Raw genomic sequence first — 19222 nt, 5'->3', positions numbered from 1 at the left:
TTTCGATCGAACGAGTGAAAACCGTCTTCGAGTCTAGCCGTGATAGGCGGCGTCGATGACCGCGACAAGCCGCTGGCGCAGCGGTTGTGCGCGGCGGCTGAGCTCGCGTTGGCGGGCTACGTACTCCGCCTTGCCCTCGGGCGTTTCCACAGCCACCACGCCGAAGCCCAAGCTCTTGCAGTCGTACGGGGAGGCCTCCATGTCTAGGCGCCGGGCGTCGGCGGCGAGCTCGAAGCAGTCCATCAGCAGCTCGCCGGGCACGAGCGGTCCGAGCTTCATTGCCCACTTGTACAGGTCCATGCTCACGTGCACGCACCCGGCCTGGTCGTTGTCGGGTTGCCCCTCGCGCGTGAGCACCGTGAGGTTCAGTGGCCGCGCCGCAGGGGTGAAAAACCGGAAGGCGTCGAAATGCGTGCACTTGACGTTGTGCGCCTCCACCACGGCGTTCGTGCCCTCCGCCCCCAGGCGCAGCGGCAGGCTGTGGCGCGGGCTGTCCGTGCGGTACACCATCGCCCACTCGTGCATGCCGAAGCAGTCGAAGTGGGCTTCACGCCTATCGACGGACCGAAGGATGGCCTCCACCTCCTCCACGTCGCCTCTGCGGTGGGTGAGGAACCGTTGGACGTCGAGAAGCACAGTGCCCTTGTTACAGACATAGTCGCGCCAGCCGGCGTGGGGGAGCGAAGCGGCGTCTTCGAGCGCGACGCCGACGCCCGGGTGCCAGCGCTTCAGATGGGCGGGGCGCTGCGGGTAGTAATCGAAGAGGAAATCCCACACCGGGTGATACTGGCCGCGTGCCCGGCGCGCCACCCTTGGCGCGGTCCAGCGTTCGGCGCGGGCGGCGTGAGCTGCGATGCGCGGCATGTACTCCTCGGGGGTGAGTACCTGCATTTACTCGCCCTCGTGGGTCCAGTCGGACACCGTGCCCACGTATTCCTCGATGAGGTCTTCCAGCGCGACCACGCCGACGAGTTTGCCGTTGTCGTGCACCTCCGCCATGTGCGCGGAACGGCGGTGCAGCATCGCGAGCGCGTCGTCCATGGACTGGGCGGCATCGACTGTAGTCAGCGGGCGGATGCGCTTGAGCGAAACCCGCGGATCGCCCTGCGGGAACTCCATCAGGTCCAGGATGTCCTTGACATGGACGTAGCCGGCGAGCGAGCTGGCGTCGATGCGGACAGGGAAGCGGGAGTAGCCGGTGTCTTGGACCGCCTGCTCGATGACGGAGAGGCGGATGCCGCGAGGGTCGTACGGGATCGTCGTGACCTGGGCCAGCGGGATCATGGCTTCCTTGAGCTGGCGGGAGTCCTGGCGCAGCGCCTTGGCCAGGCGCACGGTCTCTTCGGCGTCCAGGAGGCCCTCCTCGCGCGACTCCTGGATCATGGTGGCGAGCTGTTCCTGGTCCACGGTGGATTCGAGCTCGTCGCGCTGCTCGATGCCGAACAGCAGCAGCGTCTTGCGCGCGACCCAGTTGAGGAATTCCAGCAGCGGATGCGTGAGCTTCATCCACAGCGTCATCGCGGGGGTCAGCCACATCGCCATGCGTTCCGGGCCCGCGATGGCAATGTTTTTCGGCACCATCTCGCCGAACAAGATGTGCAGAAACGAGATGATGAGCAGGGCGAGCACGAACGCGACGGGGTGCAGCAGGTCGCCGGGCATGCCCAGGGCCTCAAACGGCGCCTCGATGTAAAAGGCGATCGCAGGCTCGGCCACCTTGCCCAGAATCAGCGACGCCACCGTGATGCCGAACTGTGCGCCGGCAAGGTAGATCGAGAGGTGCTCGGTGGCGTAAAGCACGCCCTCAGCCTTGGTTTTGCCCTGCGCAAGGAGCGACTCCAAGCGGTCCTTGCGGGAGGAGACGAGTGCGAATTCGACGGCCACGAAGAACGCGTTGACGCCGAGCAGCGCGACGATCAGCAGTGCTGCCAACCAGATACTCACTTGGTGTCCACCGCCTCTCTAACTTCGCCTGCTTCATCGGGCGGGACCGGACGCAGCAGCGCGCGGTCGATGCGGCGGCCGTCCATCTCGGATACCTGCGCCAGCCAATTGCCGGCGCCGCCGGATTGCAGCTCCTCCTGGAAATTCGCCGCGGAGGCGGTGCGCAGCACGACCTCGTCGCCGAGCTCGGGGATGCGGCCCAGCGTGGCCATGATCAGGCCGCCGAGGGTTTCGTAGGGACCGTCCACGGCGGCGAACCCGGTGCGTTCCTCCAACTCGTCGAGACGCACGAGGCCCGCAACCTCCCAGGACGTGCCGAAGCGGGTGAAGTCCTTCTCGCTTTCTTGGTCGTCGTACTCGTCGTAGACCTCACCGAGGATCTCCTCCACAAGGTCCTCGATGGTGACCAGGCCCTGGGTGCCGCCGTACTCGTCGGCCACCAGCACCACCTGAGAGCCTGCGGAGCGCACGCGGTTGAGCACCGAGTCGCCATCGAGCGTGCCCGGCACGAACGGCACCCGCCGCGCCAGGGAGGCCAACTTCGTCGTGGCGCGGAACTCGTGCGGCACAGAGAAGGCATCCTTGATGTGGACCACGCCGAGGGTGTCGTCCAAGTCGCCGCGGCGTACCGGGAAACGGGAGTGGCCAGTCTCGCGCGCAAGGGCGATCAAATCCGCGACGGTGTCGTCCGCGTCCAGTGAATCAATGGTTGAGCGCGGCGTCATCACTTCCTCAGCCGTCGTCTCGCCGAAACGCAACGAACGGTCGATCACTGCGGCAGTAGCCGCATCCAGGCCGCCCGCTTCAGCGGAGTTTCGCACCATCGCGCCAAGCTCCTGGGAGGAGCGGGCGGACGCGAGCTCGTCGGCAGGCTCGATGCCCATCTTGCGCACCACCCAGTTCGCGGCGGTGTTGAGAAACAGGATGAACGGCTTGGTCGCCATGTTGAAGTAGTGCACGGGCGGCACCACCGTGCGGGCCGTGTTCAACGGGTCCGTGATGGCGACGTTTTTCGGCACCAACTCGCCGAACACCATGGACAAAAACGTCGCCACCACCAGTGCGAGGACAAGCGCGACGGTGGTGGACGCGCTTGCAGGCAGTCCGACGAGCTCGAGGACCGGGGTGAAGAATTTGCCCAGCACCGGCTCTGCGAGGAAACCGGCGGCAAGGGTGGTCACCGTAATGCCCAACTGCGCGCCGGAGAGCACGAACGAGAGGTTTGCGTGGTCGCGCGCAATCGCCCGCGCTGTGGCGTCGCCCCGCTCCTTGACGTGGGCGTCGATGGTCGAGCGTTCCAGGCCCGTCATGGCGAATTCGATCGCGACGAAAAGCCCGGTCGACGCCGTGAGCAGCACGAACGCCAGTAGGGCTAGGATGGATAAGAGTATGTCCATGGATGGTGGTCTGTGCCTTAGCGGCCGTTACTCCTTCGACTTCGGTCCGTACGGCGGGCGCGGTTGCGGTTGTTGCTTCCGCCGCGGCTGGCATTGCGGCTACGGTTGCCGCCTGCCTTGCGGTTGCCGGAGGCAGCGGTCCTCTTCGGCCGCTGGGGTTGGCCCGGCGGAGGAAGCGGCGTGCCTTCCGGTGTGCGTGCACCGGTGATTGTAACCAAGGATTCCGAAAGCGGAGCCACCCTGACCTCGGGCGCGTCCACGCCGGCCTTGCGCAGAAGCTGCGCGACTTCCTTGGCTTGGTCGTCCATCACGAGGGTGACCACGGTGCCGGACGTGCCGGCTCGTGCTGTGCGGCCTGCGCGGTGCAGGTACGCCTTGTGCTCCGCGGGCGGGTCCACGTGCACGACCAGGGAGACGTCATCGACGTCGATGCCGCGGGCCGCGATGTCCGTGGCCACCAGCACAGGGGTGGAGCCGTCGGCGAAGCCCTCCAGCGCTCGTGTGCGCGCGCCCTGGCCCTTGTCGCCGTGGAGGCCTTGGGCGTGGATGCCGGCGCGGCGCAGCTTTTTCACCTGGCGGTCCACGCCGTGCTTCGTGCGCATGAACATGATGGTCTTGCCCTCGCGCGCGGCGATCTGCAGGGCGATCTCGTTGCGCTCCTCGCGGCCGCCCACCATGAGGCGGTAGTGGTCCATCGTGTCTACCGCCGCCTGCACCGGGGCGGTGGAGTGGGTGACGGGGTCGTGCATGTAGCGGGCGATGAGCTTTTCCACGTCACCGTCGAGGGTGGCGGAAAACAAAAGGCGCTGGCCGTCCTTCGGGGTGCGGTCCAAAAGCTTGCGCACCTGCGGCAGAAAGCCCATGTCCGCCATCTGGTCCGCCTCATCCAGGGCAGTAATCGCAACCGAATCGAAGGACAGCTTCTTCTGGTTGATCAGGTCCTCGGCACGGCCGGGGGTGGCCACCAGCAGGTCCACCGGGGACGCGAGCGAGCGGATGTGGTGGTTGATGTTCACACCGCCCACAACATCGAGCACGCGCAGGCCGAGCGCGGCCGCGGGATCCTCGAGGCGTTCGCGGATTTGCGAGGCGAGCTCGCGCGTCGGCGCCAGCACAAGGCCGCGCGGGTGGCCCGGGGTGCTCGGAGCGCCTGCGAGACGAGCCAGCATGGGCAGGCCGAACGTGAAGGTCTTGCCGGAGCCTGTCGGGCCGCGGCCCAGCACGTCCTTGCCGGCCAGCGCGTCGGGGATCGCCGCTTCCTGGATGGGGAAGGGCTCAGTGATGCCTTGCTTGCCCAGGACGTTGACAATGGCCCGGGGCAAACCGAGATCGGCGAATGTAGTCATTCAGTGCAGTCTACGCGGTCGGACGAAAGGGGAGAAGCCGAGCTAGTAGCTCAGTTCCTCGCGTTCGCCGGACCACGTGGTGTGGAACGTGCCCTCCATGTCCACGCGCTTGTAGGTGTGGGCGCCGAAGAAGTCGCGCTGGCCCTGGATCAGCGCAGCCGGCAGGCGCTGCGCGCGCAGCGAGTCGTAGTAGGACAGCGAGGATGCGAACACCGGCACCGGCAGGCCCAGCTGGGTTGCGGTGACAACCACGCGGCGCCAGGAATCCACCAGGCCCTTGTCCAGCTCGCCCTTGAAGTACGGGTCCAAAAGCAGCGACGGCAGCTCCGGGTCCTTTTCGTAGGCCTCCGTGATGCGGTCGAGGAACTTCGCGCGGATGATGCAGCCGCCGCGCCAAATGCGCGCGAGATCGCCGGGCTTGATGTCCCAGTTGTGTTCCTGGGAGCCGGCGTTGATCTCGTCGAAGCCCTGCGCGTACGCCACCAGCTTGGAGGCGTACAACGCGCGCCGCACGTCCTCGACGAACGATTGCTTATCGACGCCTCCGGCCTCCAACGTCGTTGTCTCACCCGCAGGCAGACCGACCTCCTGGGCCGCCTCGCGCTGAGCCAGCGCAGACGACAGCGCGCGGGCGAAGACGGCCTCGCCGATGGCGGTGGTGGGAACCCCGAGGTCCAGCGCTTCCTTGACCGTCCAGCGGCCGGTTCCCTTCTGGCCGGCGGCGTCCACGATGACGTCGATGAACGGTTTGCCGGTGCGCGCGTCCACCTGGCGCAGCACCTCCGCTGTGATCTCGATGAGGTAGGAGTCCAGGTCGCCCTTGTTCCACTCCGTGAAGATGTCCGCGATCTCCGCCGGCTCGAGGCCTGCCGCGTAGCGCAGCAGGTGGTAGGCCTCGCCGATGACCTGCATGTCCGCGTACTCGATGCCGTTGTGCACCATCTTGACAAAGTGGCCGGCGCCGTCCGGGCCGATGTGGGTCACGCACGGGGTGCCGTCCACCTTCGCGGAGATGTCCTCCAGCAGCGGCCCGAGAGTCTCCCAGGATTCCACCGGACCGCCCGGCATGATCGACGGGCCGCGCAGCGCACCCTCCTCGCCGCCGGAGATGCCGGCGCCGACGAAGTGGCGGCCAGCTGCAGCGACTTCACGTTCGCGGCGGATGGTGTCCGTGAACAGGGAATTGCCGCCGTCGATGATGATGTCGCCGTCGTCCATGGCCTCCACGAGCTGCTTGATCACTGCATCTGTGGCGGCGCCGGCCTGCACCATGATCACTGCCTTGCGGGGGCGCTCCAGCGATGCGACGAAGTCCTCGATCGACTCGGAGGGGATGAAATTGCCCTCGTGGCCGAACTCTTCAACGACCGCGCGGGTCTTTTCCGGGGAGCGGTTGTAGATGGCCACGGTGTGGCCCTTGGACGCGAAATTGCGGGCAAGGTTGGAGCCCATCACCGCCATGCCGACAACACCGATTTGAGCGAGCTGGTCACCGTTGTGTTCTGCAGTCATACGCCGGATTCTACGCGGGGTGCGCCCGCTTTCGCCCGTAAGATTGGCCGGCATGGACATGGAGAAGAATCTGCGCCTGTACCGAGAGGTCATCGAGGCCCCTCTGACGGAAGAAGAGCTGTCCTACATCAATTCCGGCGAGTTTGATTTCGCCCAGACGCTGGGGTTGAAGCTGACGTACTGCTCCAAAGACCGCCTCGATGGGGCGCTGGAGGTGGAGCAGCGCCACCTGCAGCCCACCGGCATCGTCAACGGCGGACTGTACTGCGTGATCGGGGAGACGCTTGCCTCCATCGCAGCCGTGGCGGCGAGCGCGAAGCCTGCAGTAGGCATGAGCAACTACACCGACCTGCTCGGCAGCGTGCAGCTAGGCCAGACGATTCGCGCGGTGGCCGAACCCGTGCACGTCGGCAAGCGCACGCACCTGTGGCGCGTGGAGATGACAGCCGACGGCAAGCTGGCCGCCGTAACCAACCTGAAGCTGATGGTGCTGGACCGCTAGCTACAGCCAGTTGTTCTTGCGGAACCACCACCACATCGCGGAGATGGCCAAAAGCATGACCAAAAGCGCGGCGGGGTAGCCGTAGCGCGACCCAAGCTCCGGCATGTGCTCGAAGTTCATGCCGTAAATGCCCGCGATCAGCGTCGGCACCGCGGCCATGCCGACGACAGCGGAGATGGTGCGCATGTCCGAGTTCTGCTGCATGGTGATCTTGGCTACCGACGCATCGAGCAGCGACGTCAGACGCTCGTCGAAGCCGGACAGGCGGTCGCTGACGATCGTGGAGTTGTCCTGCACGTCCCGGAAGTAGGTGCGCAGGACCTTACGCATGAAGTCCTTGTTGCTGGTCAGGCCGTTACGCAGGGCAGGAGCGAGCGGATCGATTGCGTGCCGCATCTCCAAAATCTCACGCTTGTAGGTGTAGATCTTGTCGATGTTGATGGTGCGGCGGGGCGTGAACACCTCATTTTCCAACTCGTCCACGTCGTCCTCGAGCAAGTCGGCGACCTTGAGGTAGTTATCCACCAGGTAGTCCGACACCGCCCAAGCGACGGCGGTGGGGCCGAGCACGGCGAGATCTTCTTCGTCCTCAAGCTTTGGCGTGAGGTCCGGCAGGCGAGCACCGTGACGAATGGTGATGGCGAACTTTTCGCCGACGATCATCTGCACCTCGCCGGTGGAAATGATTTCGCGGGCGTCCGCGACCTCTTCATCGTCGCGGTAGGACACGGACCGCACAACCATGAACAGTTGCTCGTCGTGTCGCTCGATCTTCGGGCGCTGGTGCGCATCCACGACGTCGTCGACGACCAGGTCCTCGATGTCGAAGACCTCCGCGATCTTCTCCATCTGCTCCGTGGTCGGCTCTTTCAAGCTCAGCCACACGAAGGCGTTTTCGTAGCGCTCCACAACCTCGAGCGCGTGCGACATCCGCACATTGCCCGGCTGGCGTTTGCCGTCCACAAAGACGCGGCAGAAATCGATCTGGCGCTCGAGGGGGACCGGAATGCTGCGCGTGGGGGGCTGTACCTTCTTCGGTCGTTGACCCGGCATTGGAATACGTGGTGGCATTGCTTCAGCCCCCTTTCACTCGTGCGAGGGGCCGGTAGCAATGCAGGATCTTGGCGCTGCGGCGCAGTGGCCCCCGTGCGGCGGGAGAGTGCGCCCCTGGCGCGCTCGACAACTTAGGTAATACTACGCTGATCGCGACGGTTGTCTAGCGGGGGTGCGCCCGGGTGTCCACCCGGGCGAAAAGCCGCTAGAACACCGTCAGCCCGCGACTGCGGAAGATGTCGCGCGCGTGCTCGACAGCCTCCGGGCTGGGGGGCTTGACGTCCGCCAGCTCATAATCCAGCCCGATTTTTTCCCACTTATCGGCGCCCATGTTGTGGAAGGGGAGCACCTCGACGCGCTCCACGGTGCCCTTCCAACGCGCGACAATGTCGGCGACGTTCCGGATGTTCTCTTCGCTGTCCGTCAGGCCGGGCACCAGCACGAAGCGGATCCACACGGGCTTGCCTTTCGCATGCAACCGGTCGCCGAAGTCGATGGTCGGCTGCAGCTGGCGGGCAGTCACGTGCTCGTACGTTTCCGAATCGCCGGACTTCACGTCCAACAGGAAGAGGTCGATATTGTCCAGGTCCTCGTCGGTGAGTCGCGCACCAAGAAAGCCGGACGTGTCGATCGTGGTGTGCACGCCCGCGTCGTGCACCGCCTTCAGCAGGCGGCGCGTGAACGCGATCTGGAACAGCGGCTCGCCGCCAGAGAGCGTGAGCCCGCCACCGGAAGCGCTGAAGACCGGCTTGTAGCGCAGCACGCGACGCACGACATCGTCGATACGCTCGAGCGTGCCTTCCTTCATTTCCATCGTGTCCGGATTGTGGCAGTACTTGCACCGCAGCGGGCAACCGGACAAGAAGATGGTCATCCGGGTGCCGGGGCCGTCGACAGCTGTGACCAGCTCCCACGAGTGGATGAGGCCGATTTCGCCTGTGCGGCGGGCCTCGAACAGCTCGGGGCGGGTGATCTCCAGGTCGTCGGTGGACAGTCCGCCTAAACCGGCAGCGACGCCGCGCACGCGCTCGCCCTGTTCGGGCGAAAGCGTGACGACGCCGCTAGTTCCGTCCTGCGCCATATATTAAGCGCCCTTGTGGAAGGTACGGGAGATAACGTCGCGCTGCTGCTCCTTCGTCAGCTTGACGAAGTTGACAGCGTAGCCGGAGACGCGAACGGTGAGGTTCGGGTAGTTCTCCGGGTGCTCCATTGCGTCCTCAAGGGTGGACTCGTCCAGCACGTTGATGTTTGCGTGGTACAGGCCAGAGTCCATGTGGTGAGCGGAACGGGAAGCCTTCATGGAAGCGAGGCGCTCGTCGAAAGTAGGGGTAGCCATGATGTTGTCTCCTTCAGAGTGAAAAGGTGGATGGGGAAGTCTTGGTTAGGCGGGGTTGATGACCGAGTCGGCGTTGTCCATGATGAAGCCTGCATCCAGGACACCGACCAGGTTGGTCACCTGCTCCTCCTTGTTGCGGCCCAAGCCCGTCGGGGTGATCGTGTTGGTCAGCGAGATGCCGTCCAGCGCGTCGTTGTAGTCGAGCTTGCCCACGGAGAGCATGGAAGCAACCATGCCGTGGTTGTCCGCGCCGTTCTCCGGGTTGGCGCCCGGTGCGAACGGGGTGCCGGCCTTGTGGCCGGACGGGAAGGAACCGGTGGCCTTGCCGTAGACCACGTTGGAGGTGATCGTCAGCACCGACTGGGTCGGGATGGCGTCGCGGTACATCGGGATGGCCTTGATCTTCTGCATCACCGTGTGCACCACCGTGGCGGCAATGTCGTCCGCGCGGTCGTCGTCGTTGCCGTAGAACGGGAACTCGCCTTCGGTGATGTAGTCGACGACCAGGCCGGTCTCGTCGCGGACCGGGGTGACCTTGGCGTACTTAATCGCCGAGAGGGAGTCCGCCACGATAGACAGGCCGGCAATGCCGCAGCCCATGGTGCGGACGATGTCGGAGTCGTGCAGCGCCATCTCGATGGACTCGTAGGCGTAGCGGTCGTGGCAGTAGTGGATGATGTTCAGCGCTTCGACGTAGGTGCCGACAACCCAGTCGAGCATCTCCTCGTACTTCTGCCAGACCTCGTCGAAGTCCAGCGGGCCGTCGCCCTGGATCGGGGTGTGGTCGCCGTCGGTGACCTGCTTGCCGGTGACCTCGTCGCGGCCGCCGTTGATGGCGTAGAGCAGAGCCTTCGCCGCGTTGACGCGGGCGCCGAAGAACTGCATCTGCTTGCCCACCTTCATCGGGGACACGCAGCAGGCGATGGCGGCGTCGTCGCCCCACTGGCCGCGGATCTGCTTGTCAGACTCGTACTGCAGAGACGAAGTCTCGATGGAGATTGCGGCGCAGAATTCCTTGTAGCCCGCCGGAAGCTCCGGGTCCCAGAAGATGGTGATGTTCGGCTCCGGCGCCGGGCCGAGGTTACGCAGCGTCTGCAGCAGGCGGAACGAGGTCTTGGTCACCTGGTGACGGCCGTCCTCGGAGAAGCCGGCGTCGGACCAGGTTGCCCAGTACGGGTCGCCGGAGAAGATCTGGTCGTAGTCCTCGGTGCGCAGGAAGCGCACGATGCGCAGCTTCATCACCAGTGCGTCGATGATCTCCTGGGCCTCAACCTCGGTCAGGGTGCCGTTGGCCAGGTCACGCTCGAAGTACGCGTCCAGGAAGGGGGAGAGGCGGCCAATGGACATGGCGGCGCCGTCCTGGCTCTTCACGGAGGCGAGGTAGCCGAAGTAGGTCCACTGCACGGCTTCCTTCGCGTTGGTTGCCGGGCCGGAGATGTCGAAGCCGTAGTCTGCGGCCATCTTCTTCAGTTTCTTCAGCGCCTTGATCTGCTCGGCGTGCTCCTCGCGGTAGCGTGCCCAGTGCTCAGAGAAGCCCTTCTCCACGGACGCGTCCTTGGCCTGCTGCTTTTCCTCGATGAGGAAGTCCACGCCGTAGAGCGCCACTCGGCGGTAGTCGCCGATGATACGGCCGCGGCCGTAGGCATCCGGAAGACCGGTGACGATGTGGGAGGAACGGGCTGCGCGGATGCGCGGAGTGTAGATATCGAAGACAGCGTCGTTGTGGGTCTTGCGGTACTGGGTGAAGATCTTCTTCACGTCCGGGTTGACCTCTTTGCCGGCCTCCTTGATGGCCTGCTCGACCATGCGCCAGCCACCGTTGGGCATCATCGCGCGCTTGGTCGGGGTGTCGGTCTGCAGGCCGACGATGACATCGTCGTCATCCGAGATGTATCCCGGCTTGAACGCGTCGATGTCGGCGGGGGTTTCGGTGTCGACGTCGTAGACGCGGCGCTCGCGTTCGACGGCGAGGTAGTTCTTGTCCAGGTAGTCCCACAGGCGCAGCGTCTTCTCGGTGGCGCCTTCGAGGAACGAAGCATCCCCGTCGAACGGGGTGTAGTTGCGCTGGATGAAATCGCGAACGTCGATGCGTTCCTTCCACGGTCCCGGCGTGAAGCCTTCCCACGCGCGGTTTTCGGTTTGCGGCTCTGTAGAAACAGTCACAGTTGCACAGTCCTTCGGTAAAGCTTATGAGGATCTCTCGCGGCTGCACTTGCCCAATCAACATGCCCATGTACTTTCAAAGCGCGGGCCGCTCACACACGATTGTAGGGGACGTGAGAACAATAAAGGTAATACGATAGGTGTGATTCTTCCCACTCGAATGGTTACGCTCTAAGCGGGACGAAAAATGGCCCCGAGCCTGGGTAAACAGGTTCGGGGCCGGGGGAGAGGCGCGGCTACAGCACGCCCGGAAAAAGGCGAGGGACTACTTCTCGTTGTCCAGTTCAGAGACCTCAAGCTGGCCCTCAGTTACCGCCAGGTTGTGGCGGGCACGGGAGAAGGCGTTGGTGGTCCACTCGGTGGCAGCCACAAGACGGTTGCGGGTGCCAGTGAGGAAGGACAGGTGCACGCCCAGCCACATCAGCCAACCGATGAAGCCGGTGATCTCCACCTTGCCCATCTTCACCACAGCGTTGAAGCGGTTGATGATGGCCATGGAGCCCTTGTCGAAGTACTCGAACGGGTCGCGGCTCTCCGGTGCGACGTCGTGCTCGACCTGCTCCTTGATGATCTTGCCGACGTACGCGCCGGACTGGATGGCCACCTGCGCCACACCCGGGAGACGGTCGCGGCTCATCATGTCGCCGACGATGAAGACGTTCGGATCGTCGCCGACAGACAGGTCGGCGTTGACCGCGACCTTGCCCGCGCGGTCTGCTTCAACGCCGAGCTGGTCTGCGACCTGCTTGCCCAGCGGGGAAGCGGCCACACCGGCGGACCAGATCTTGGTCGGGGTGCTGATGGTGGTCTCCTGCTCGGACTTCATGTCCTTGTAGGTCACGCTCTCTGCATCCACGTTGGTCACCATCGCGTTGAGGATGACGGTCACGCCGGCCTTCTCAAGCTCGCGCTGCGCCTTCTTGCCCAGGCGCTTGCCAAACGGCGGCAGCACCTGCGGAGCGCCGTCAAGGAGGTAAATCTTGGCCTGCTCGGTGCTAAAGGAGTAGCGGCCGGAGGTGAACGCGCGGTGCGCCATCTCTGCCACCTGGCCAGCCAGCTCCACACCGGTCGGGCCAGCGCCGACGATGACGAAGGTCAGCTGGCGGTCGCGCTCTTCCGGGGTCTCGGCAAGCTCGGCGCGCTCGAAGGCGGCGATGAGGCGGGCGCGGATCTCAAACGCGTGGTCCAGCGTCTTCAGGCCCGGAGCGAACTCGGCGAAGTGGTCGTTACCGAAGTAAGACTGGCCAGCGCCGGCGGCGACGATGAGCGAGTCGTAGGAGAAGGTCGATTCCTTGCCGCCCTCGACGGAGGTGACGGTCTTCGCCTTCACGTCAACCGTTTCTACGGTGCCGCGCACGACGCGGACGTTCTGCTGGTTGCTGAACATCTGGCGCACGTCGCCGGTGATCTCACCGGAGGACATCAGGCCGGTTGCCACTTGGTACAGCAGCGGCGGGAAGAGGTGGTGGTTGGTGTTATTGATCAGCGTGATGTCGACGTCTGCATCTGCGAGCTCCTTTGCCGCGTTCACGCCGCCAAAACCTGCGCCCACGATGACGACGTGGTGGCGGCTACCTTCGGGGCGGTACACCTGAGAGGCCATGAGTGATATCTCCTCGGGTCAATGACGTAATTAATCGGAACGGCATACATAGTACGCGCCCGCCAGCAAACCGCGCGGCCAGGCTCCGCCGTGGCACTCCGCATCTGAGCTGCCGGCGCAGTAGCATCCGAGGAATGTCCGAGAGCACTCCCGCGAACACCCCAGCGCACCTACAGTCGGTCGATGCAGACGCTTGGCCGGGAGTGGCTTCAGTGCCGCAGCCAGGCAGATTACGCACGAGGCTTGCGGAGGCGGGCTTTGCCCGCGCGTGCGCGAAAGCGGGACTGTCCTTCGAGGGCGACGGCGCGGATCTCACGGTTGAGCGCGCGGAGGTGTTCCAGCGCATCGCCGCGAGCGGGTGGGTCGGGCTCGCGGAGGGCTACATGGCGGGAGAGTGGTCGACCGGGGGTTCGCAGCAGCTTGTCGACGTCCTCACGGCCCTCCTGCGCACCGGCTACCTCCCGCGCACCCGTAGGGTGGACGCGGTGCGGCCCGCGACACCGGGCGAGCTGCCGCCGGACTTGGTGGCCCATTTTTCCGGAGACGGGCTCAGCGCATTTCAGGGCCATTTTTCCACAGGCGTGGCCACCACGGAGCGCATGCGGGTGAAGTCGCACACCAAAGGTGCTGGTAGGGGCCGTGAACCTCGGGATCATTTCGTCGACGTGACGGAATTCGGGTCCCCGTTAGAGTCTGACCGCGCGGACCTGAAGGACGCGCAAACCCGCAGCGTACGAGCTATTTTGGACCTTTTGGGGGCGGGTGCGGGTACGCACCTGTTGGAGTATCCGTCCGGCGGCGGAGCGGTTGCTTTCGCCGCGGCAGAACGGGGCGCGACTGTAGATGCGGTCGTGCGCGACGCCCGCCTGTATGCGGCCATGCGCGAGCAGCTCGTGCTGGCAGGCACGGACGGATCGGTCACTGTGGACCGCATCGCGGAAGGCCCGGACGCTGTGGCAAAGCAGCGCCGCGGGGTCTATGACGCAGTTGTGAGCATGGAGATGCTGGAGACGATGCCACGGCGACAGCAGCGGCAGTATCTGCTCGCTGTGGACGCGTTGCTGGGCCAGGGCGGCAGAGCTGGTTTGCAAACCGTGGTGCGCGCCAAGGCGTACAACCGGACGGCGGATCTCGCGTTGGAGTCTCTGCGGGCGTACATCTGGCCGGGGTTGCATTTCACGACGGCTGCGGAGATCGGCAAGACGGTCGACCGCGAGACGGATCTGCGCGTTGTGGCGCAGACGTCGGCGCCGGAGCATCTCGTGGCGTCGTTGCGCCTGCAGCGCATCACGTTTGACGGCAAGCTGCGCGACGCGGCGGCAGACGGCTACGACGCCGTGTTCCGCCGCCTGTGGGTATGGCAGTTCGCGTTACGTGAAGCGATGGCGCGGCTGGGGATGATCGATCTGGCTCAGATCACGTTGGCGCGGCGGAACAGGAGAGGCCGTCGCTAGGCAGGAGCCCCAACCAGGAGAACGTTACTTGACATAATGTACATTATCGGACAGTTATATATGGTGGAACCATAAAAGGCGCCGAGCACTCCTCGCGCCCGACGCCCTTCCATATGCCCCTTTTAACGTAACGTTACGTAAATAAGACCATCTACTTGGTCATGTTGATGCGGACATTGACTTCGCCTTCTTCGGCGATTTTCGCCGCGACGAGCTCCGGGGTCTCCACGCCGTAGTCCAAGCGGTTGATCGGAATGTCGCCCGCGACAATCAGATGGTCGCCCGAGCGCGCGACGTCGAACTCTTGCGTGATGTCGTTCGTCTTGCCATGAATAGTCAGCTCGCCGGTGAGCTCCACGGACCCCACAGTGCCGTCCTCCGGAACGCCGGAAACGTCAGCCGGACGCGTGACCTTAAACGTCGCCTCCGGGTACTCGTCCGTGTGGAAGATGCGGCGGCGCACCGACGAGTCGCGCTTGTCGCTGTCGGACGACAGGTGCTGCATGTCGACGGTGATTTCGCCGGCGGTCAGCGTGCCTTCGTCAATGGTCGCGAAGCCTGTGACCCCGCGCGTGGACGCCGACGTGCTGCGGCGCTCGCCCGGCAGCACCTCCTCGAAGGTGAAACCGGCGGACGTGACGTTGTCGCCTGGGCGGTTAGTCACCTCCCAGTCGCCGTCGATGTCCGTCGAGGCGGCCGAAACCTTGTCGGCGGTGATGCCCTCCGTCTTCACGCCGCCGCCCTTAAACAGGGTCATGAGTAGCGGAACCATGGCCACCAGCACCGCCGCGACGATGAAAATGGATACGACAACGATCAGGGTTGTTCGTGTCTTTGCGCTGGTTGCCGCGCTTTTCTCCACCTGGAAATCACCTCAGCCTTTCAAGTTGCTGGGCTAATTCTACTAATTCGTCACAAAGCGGAGCCAAATCGTCAGGCCCCGCGCCCTCCGCGGCCGCCGTGCGGATGTCCTCCGCTGCGCAGCGCAGCGCAAACAAGCGGTCGCGTATCTCGGCCACTTTGTTGCGGTTCAAAATCACCGCATCCTCGTCGACCGACGTGCCGGCTAGCATCGTGCGCTGTTCGTACGCACGCTGCTTGCACGACGGCCCGCAGTACTTCCGTTTCCTGCCGCGACCACGGTTGACGGGGATTTCCTTCCCGCACCATGCGCACACGGCTTGCTTCTTGGTAAGAGCACGTAGTTTATCCGTCACAATTATGCAGTGTATTACAACTGTCGATTACGCAAAAGTAGCCGGGAACAATTCGCGGAACTGCACCGTTATACTGGAGCGACTGAAAACAAACGGGTTGAAAAGGATGGTGAGTGCCATGGCTGATCGAGTTCTTCGCGGAAGCCGCATGGGTGCAGTCAGCTACGAAACGGACCGCGACCACGATCTCGCGCCACGCCAGATGGCGAAGTACCGCACCCCCAACGGCGAGGTGTTCGAGGTGCCGTTCGCGGACGACGCTGAAATCCCCGAGGAGTGGATGTGCAAGAACGGCCAGGTGGGCACCCTCATGGAGGGCGAGGGCGTGGAGTCCAAGCCCGCCAAGCCGCCGCGCACTCACTGGGACATGCTGCGTGAGCGCCGCAGCATCGAGGAACTCGACGTGTTGCTCGAGGAGCGCCTGGAGCAGCTGCGCAAGCGCCGCCGCACCGCCGCCCGCATCGCCAAGGAGCAGCAGCAGGCTAACGAGAGCTAGGTAGCTTTTCGACGGCTAACGCTAGTGCCCGCCCCCGCGAAACTCTCTCGCGGGGGCGGGCACTTCCCCCATTTCGTAGCGCTACTTCTTACGCTTGCCGTCGACGCCCAGCGCGTGGAGCGCCTGGCGGACGGTCTCCTCGCCCAGGTGGATTGCGTCGTTGACGCGGCGGGCGGCGTTGGACTGGACCTTGCCCAGGTTGGCGTTGTCGATTTCGTGCTTGGCCACGGAACCGAACTCGCCGAGCGCGTTGATGATCTGCTCTGGCTCGTCGGCGGCCTTGCGTCGGACGTCGGAAAGCTTCGAGTGCTCCACGGCGTACACCAACTGGCGCACGGTCTCAGAGGTGAAGTCCTTGACAAAGGTGGCCTTGTCCGCCGCACCCCACTTCGTCACCTCGGCCAGCGATGCGGTGGCGAAGCTGGCATCCAGCTTGGACTCGCCGAGCTTGCGGTCCTCAAACGTGATCGGCACCTCGCGGATGTCGAAGCCCAGCTTGTCCACCTTGTGCGCGATCTCCACCTGGAAGATGTAACCCTTCTTTGACAGCGAGTCCAGGTCCAGCTCCTCCAGCACCTCGCGCTTGAAGGCGCGGTAGCCTGCGGTCATGTCCGCCACGTCGGTGCCGAGGGCGACCGAGACGTACTGGTTGCCCAGCTTGGACAAAAGGAACCGCTTCTTCGGCCAGTTGACCACTTCCCCGCCCTCGATGTAGCGGGAGCCGATGGCCAGATCGGCGCCGTCATCCAGCGCGTCGAGAAGCCTGTGCAGCTCCTCCGGCGCGTGGGAGCCGTCGGCATCCATCTGCACCAGCACCTGGTAGTCGCGCTCCAGGCCCCAGTTGAAGCCGGCGCGGTAGGCGGCCAACAGGCCGTCCTTGCCAGTGCGGTGCAACACGTTGACCTCGTCGTGTGCGGCGGCGAGCTCATCGGCCTTCGCGCCGGTGCCGTCCGGCGAGTTGTCGTCAACGACGAGGATGTCCACGGCATCCTTCGTAGCCAGCACGCGTTCGACGATAAGCGGGAGGTTCTCCACCTCGTTGTAGGTCGGAATGATCACCAGAGTCTGGTTGGCCACGGCGCTAATTCTCCTCGTATTTACGCTGTTGTTGTCCGGTAGGAGCATACCCCCGCCCGCTGCGGCGCGCGGACACGGATGCGGCAACCATGAGTGCCGCCCCGGCGACGACCAACAACCACTCCAAAATCTGCCCGAACCGTACCGCGGGCGTCGTGCCGGTGCGCAGCGGAAGCGTCTCCATCAAGTGCGCGGGCTCGAAGATTTCCGTCTGTTGGGACACGTGCCCGTCCGGGTGCACGATCGCCGAGACACCCGAGGTGGCGACAACCACCACTGCCCTGTCGGTTTCGATCGCGCGCATCCGGCTCATCGCCAGCTGCTGGTACGTCATGTCCGTGAAACCGAAGGTGGCGTTGTTCGTCGGCGTGGACAAGATCTGCGCGCCGTCGCGCACTGCCATGCGGTACGCCTCGTCTTCCGCCACCTCGTAGCAGGTGGCCACGCCTACTGGGATGCCGCCCATGTGCACCACGCCGTTGTCGCTTCCGGGCTTGAAGTCGCCCGCCAAGTCCACCAGGTCGGAGAAGTTGCGGAAGAAGTCCCGCATGGGCATGTACTCGCCGAACGGCTGCAGGAAGCGCTTGTCGTGGCGCTCCCCCGGCCCAGTGTCCGGATCGAAGACCACCATGGTGTTGCGGGCGCCGACGTCGTCGCGGGTGAGCGTGCCCACCAGCAGGGGCGTATCGACGCCACGCACCGCCGCGCCCACCAGCGCCTCGGCTTCTTTGTCGGCAAACGGGTTGACGTCGGAGGCGTTCTCCGGCCAGAACACCATGTCCAGCTTTTCTCCGGATTCCTTGGCCTCCTCCGCCAAGCGCAGCGTCTCGTTGACGTGGTTGCTCAGCACCGCCCGGCGCTGCTCGTTGAAGTCCAGGCCCATGCGCGGCACGTTGCCCTGCACGGCCCCTACGCGGGCCTCGTCGACGGTGGAGCTGTCCTTGCCGACGCCGAGGTTGGCGACGAGACCGGCGGCCAACGGCAGGATGATGGCGGCGACGGCGGGGCGGCGCGACGTGGCGTCGAGAAGCGAGATGCACCCAACCGCCACGAACACTGTGGCGGCGGTGACCAGCGCGGGCCCACCCCAGGCCGATAGTGCCGCCAGCGGGCCGTTGATTTGGCCCCACGCCAAGCGCACCCACGCGAACCCGCCGAAGGGCCATGAGGAGCGCACGAACTCAACCGCCAGGTAGACCAGCGGGAACGCGAACGCGCCGAAGCGCCAGCGCGCCACCAACACGCCGAAGGCGCCGGTGGCCAGAGCGTAGAGCGCCATCGTGATCGCCAGCGCGATGTACGGCATGGCTCCGACAAACTCGCCCACCCACGGCAGCAGGAACAGGTAGCAGAACAGGCCGTGGGTGAACCCGAGCAGGGCGCCGAAGCGGGCGGACGGGCGCTCCTGCGCCTCCCCCGCCATGCCCAGCGCCGCGGTGGCGCGCCTAGGCCACGGCATGAGTGTGAGCCACAGCAGCGCGATGCCGGGGACTGCGGCCCACCAGTGGCCGATCGGCTCGTACGAGAGGTAGACCAGCCAGCCGGAGAAGGCCGCGAGGCCGAAACGGAGAAACGCCGGCACTTAACGTGCCCCGCCGGTGCTGTCACCTGGATCCTGCGGGTCCTCGGGGCTGTCCATGCGGTACCACTGCTCGAGCTCGTCGGCCTCGATGACCGGCTCCTGCGGCTGCGCGTCGCCCGGCTGGTTGAAGGAGCCGTAGCTGGTTTGGAACTGGCCCATCGGGGTGGCGTCGTAGACGCGCACGCCGAGGTTCTCAACGGCGGCGCGCGCCCGCTTGGTCATGGTCTTGCGGATCACAGCCCGCGTCGGCCCGAACACCAGCGGCAGGCCGATGAGCGAGGTGACGAAGCCCGGGATGACGGAGAGCGTCCAGCCGCCGATGAGCAGCGCGGAATCTCCCGCGAGTTTGCCCACGCTGGATTGGCCGTGCGCGGCCTGCAGCAGCGAGTTGCGCAGCGCCAAGCTGGCTGCGGCGCCGCCGGCGATCATGAGCACGAAGATGACCAAAAGCGCCCAGCCGACACCGATGGCCTTGGCCACCAGGAAGAATGCGAGCGCTTCGACGAGGAAGTATGCGAGAAGAGGAATCGGCATGGCCAC

18 protein-coding genes are annotated in these 19222 nt (G+C 65.0%); 3 read left to right on the top strand and 15 right to left on the bottom strand.

Features of this window, described 5'->3' with window-relative positions:
• Positions 1 to 33: 33 nt before the first annotated feature.
• The 5 genes from O5O53_RS06140 to gnd are packed head-to-tail and all read right to left on the bottom strand — an operon-like array spanning position 34 to position 6199.
• Positions 34 to 891 (bottom strand): 3-methyladenine DNA glycosylase, encoded by an 858-nt coding sequence (locus O5O53_RS06140; RefSeq protein WP_269509952.1) that lies wholly within the window; start codon positions 889 to 891, stop codon positions 34 to 36.
• The gene (locus O5O53_RS06135) at positions 892 to 1944 is read right to left on the bottom strand and encodes a hemolysin family protein (protein WP_269509949.1); all 1053 of its coding nucleotides are present in this window, start codon (positions 1942 to 1944) and stop codon (positions 892 to 894) included.
• A complete protein-coding gene (locus tag O5O53_RS06130) occupies positions 1941 to 3341 on the bottom strand; it encodes a hemolysin family protein (RefSeq protein ID WP_269509946.1) in 1401 nt (466 codons plus the stop codon). The genes O5O53_RS06135 and O5O53_RS06130 overlap by 4 nt, the downstream gene beginning before the upstream one ends.
• 17 nt (positions 3342 to 3358) lie before the next feature.
• A complete protein-coding gene (locus O5O53_RS06125; RefSeq protein WP_269509943.1) occupies positions 3359 to 4687 on the bottom strand; it encodes a DEAD/DEAH box helicase in 1329 nt (442 codons plus the stop codon).
• 42 nt (positions 4688 to 4729) lie between these two features.
• Complete coding sequence (gnd, locus tag O5O53_RS06120; RefSeq protein ID WP_269509940.1) at positions 4730 to 6199, bottom strand: NADP-dependent phosphogluconate dehydrogenase; 1470 nt, start codon at positions 6197 to 6199, stop codon at positions 4730 to 4732.
• A 52-nt stretch (positions 6200 to 6251) separates the two neighbouring features.
• On the opposite strand from gnd, the gene O5O53_RS06115 reads away from it, so the two are divergent.
• Positions 6252 to 6701 carry a PaaI family thioesterase gene (locus tag O5O53_RS06115; protein WP_239355745.1) on the top strand — a complete coding sequence of 150 codons (450 nt, stop codon included), beginning with the start codon at positions 6252 to 6254 and terminating at the stop codon, positions 6699 to 6701.
• On the opposite strand, the gene O5O53_RS06110 is transcribed toward O5O53_RS06115, so the two are convergent.
• From O5O53_RS06110 to O5O53_RS06090, 5 genes are all read right to left on the bottom strand, one after another.
• Positions 6702 to 7772, bottom strand: coding sequence for a magnesium and cobalt transport protein CorA (locus O5O53_RS06110; protein ID WP_181888405.1), 1071 nt, complete (start codon positions 7770 to 7772; stop codon positions 6702 to 6704).
• A gap of 187 nt (positions 7773 to 7959) precedes the next feature.
• Positions 7960 to 8835: a pyruvate formate-lyase-activating protein gene (gene pflA / locus O5O53_RS06105; RefSeq protein ID WP_181888406.1), complete on the bottom strand. Its 876-nt coding sequence runs from the start codon at positions 8833 to 8835 to the stop codon at positions 7960 to 7962.
• Positions 8836 to 8838: 3 nt separating this feature from the next.
• Positions 8839 to 9090 (bottom strand): autonomous glycyl radical cofactor GrcA2, encoded by a 252-nt coding sequence (gene grcA2, locus O5O53_RS06100; RefSeq protein ID WP_181888407.1) that lies wholly within the window; start codon positions 9088 to 9090, stop codon positions 8839 to 8841.
• Between the two features lie 45 nt (positions 9091 to 9135).
• Positions 9136 to 11253, bottom strand: coding sequence for a pyruvate formate lyase family protein (locus O5O53_RS06095; RefSeq protein WP_269509937.1), 2118 nt, complete (start codon positions 11251 to 11253; stop codon positions 9136 to 9138).
• A gap of 265 nt (positions 11254 to 11518) precedes the next feature.
• Entirely contained in the window at positions 11519 to 12856 is a 1338-nt protein-coding gene (locus O5O53_RS06090) for an NAD(P)/FAD-dependent oxidoreductase (RefSeq protein ID WP_181888409.1), read from the bottom strand.
• Between the two features lie 134 nt (positions 12857 to 12990).
• Here O5O53_RS06090 and O5O53_RS06085 point away from each other — a divergent pair, with 134 nt between their 5' ends.
• Positions 12991 to 14310: an SAM-dependent methyltransferase gene (locus tag O5O53_RS06085; RefSeq protein ID WP_269509934.1), complete on the top strand. Its 1320-nt coding sequence runs from the start codon at positions 12991 to 12993 to the stop codon at positions 14308 to 14310.
• A gap of 151 nt (positions 14311 to 14461) precedes the next feature.
• Here the strand turns inward: O5O53_RS06085 and O5O53_RS06080 are convergent, their stop codons facing one another.
• Positions 14462 to 15172 (bottom strand): YceI family protein, encoded by a 711-nt coding sequence (locus O5O53_RS06080; protein WP_269509931.1) that lies wholly within the window; start codon positions 15170 to 15172, stop codon positions 14462 to 14464.
• A 7-nt stretch (positions 15173 to 15179) separates the two neighbouring features.
• On the bottom strand, positions 15180 to 15530 hold the full coding sequence (locus O5O53_RS06075) for a hypothetical protein (RefSeq protein ID WP_420840227.1): 351 nt from the start codon (positions 15528 to 15530) through the stop codon (positions 15180 to 15182).
• 115 nt (positions 15531 to 15645) lie between these two features.
• Between O5O53_RS06075 and O5O53_RS06070 the strand changes: the two genes are divergently transcribed.
• Positions 15646 to 16023, top strand: coding sequence for an RNA polymerase-binding protein RbpA (locus O5O53_RS06070; protein ID WP_070473852.1), 378 nt, complete (start codon positions 15646 to 15648; stop codon positions 16021 to 16023).
• Positions 16024 to 16104: 81 nt separating this feature from the next.
• On the opposite strand, the gene O5O53_RS06065 is transcribed toward O5O53_RS06070, so the two are convergent.
• From O5O53_RS06065 to O5O53_RS06055, 3 genes are read right to left on the bottom strand one after another with little or no spacing between them, the layout of a single operon-like run.
• A complete protein-coding gene (locus O5O53_RS06065) occupies positions 16105 to 17100 on the bottom strand; it encodes a polyprenol monophosphomannose synthase (RefSeq protein ID WP_437177845.1) in 996 nt (331 codons plus the stop codon).
• 4 nt (positions 17101 to 17104) lie between these two features.
• Positions 17105 to 18682 (bottom strand): apolipoprotein N-acyltransferase, encoded by a 1578-nt coding sequence (gene lnt / locus O5O53_RS06060; RefSeq protein WP_269509924.1) that lies wholly within the window; start codon positions 18680 to 18682, stop codon positions 17105 to 17107.
• Positions 18683 to 19216, bottom strand: a complete 534-nt coding sequence (locus O5O53_RS06055; RefSeq protein ID WP_269509921.1) for an FxsA family protein — start codon at positions 19214 to 19216, stop codon at positions 18683 to 18685.
• Positions 19217 to 19222 lie beyond the last annotated feature (6 nt).

It is taken from the genome of Corynebacterium faecium (assembly GCF_027257105.1).
In the GTDB taxonomy this organism is placed as follows: Bacteria; Actinomycetota; Actinomycetes; order Mycobacteriales; family Mycobacteriaceae; genus Corynebacterium; species Corynebacterium lehmanniae.
This window is presented reverse-complemented; position numbering and strand designations above follow the sequence as displayed.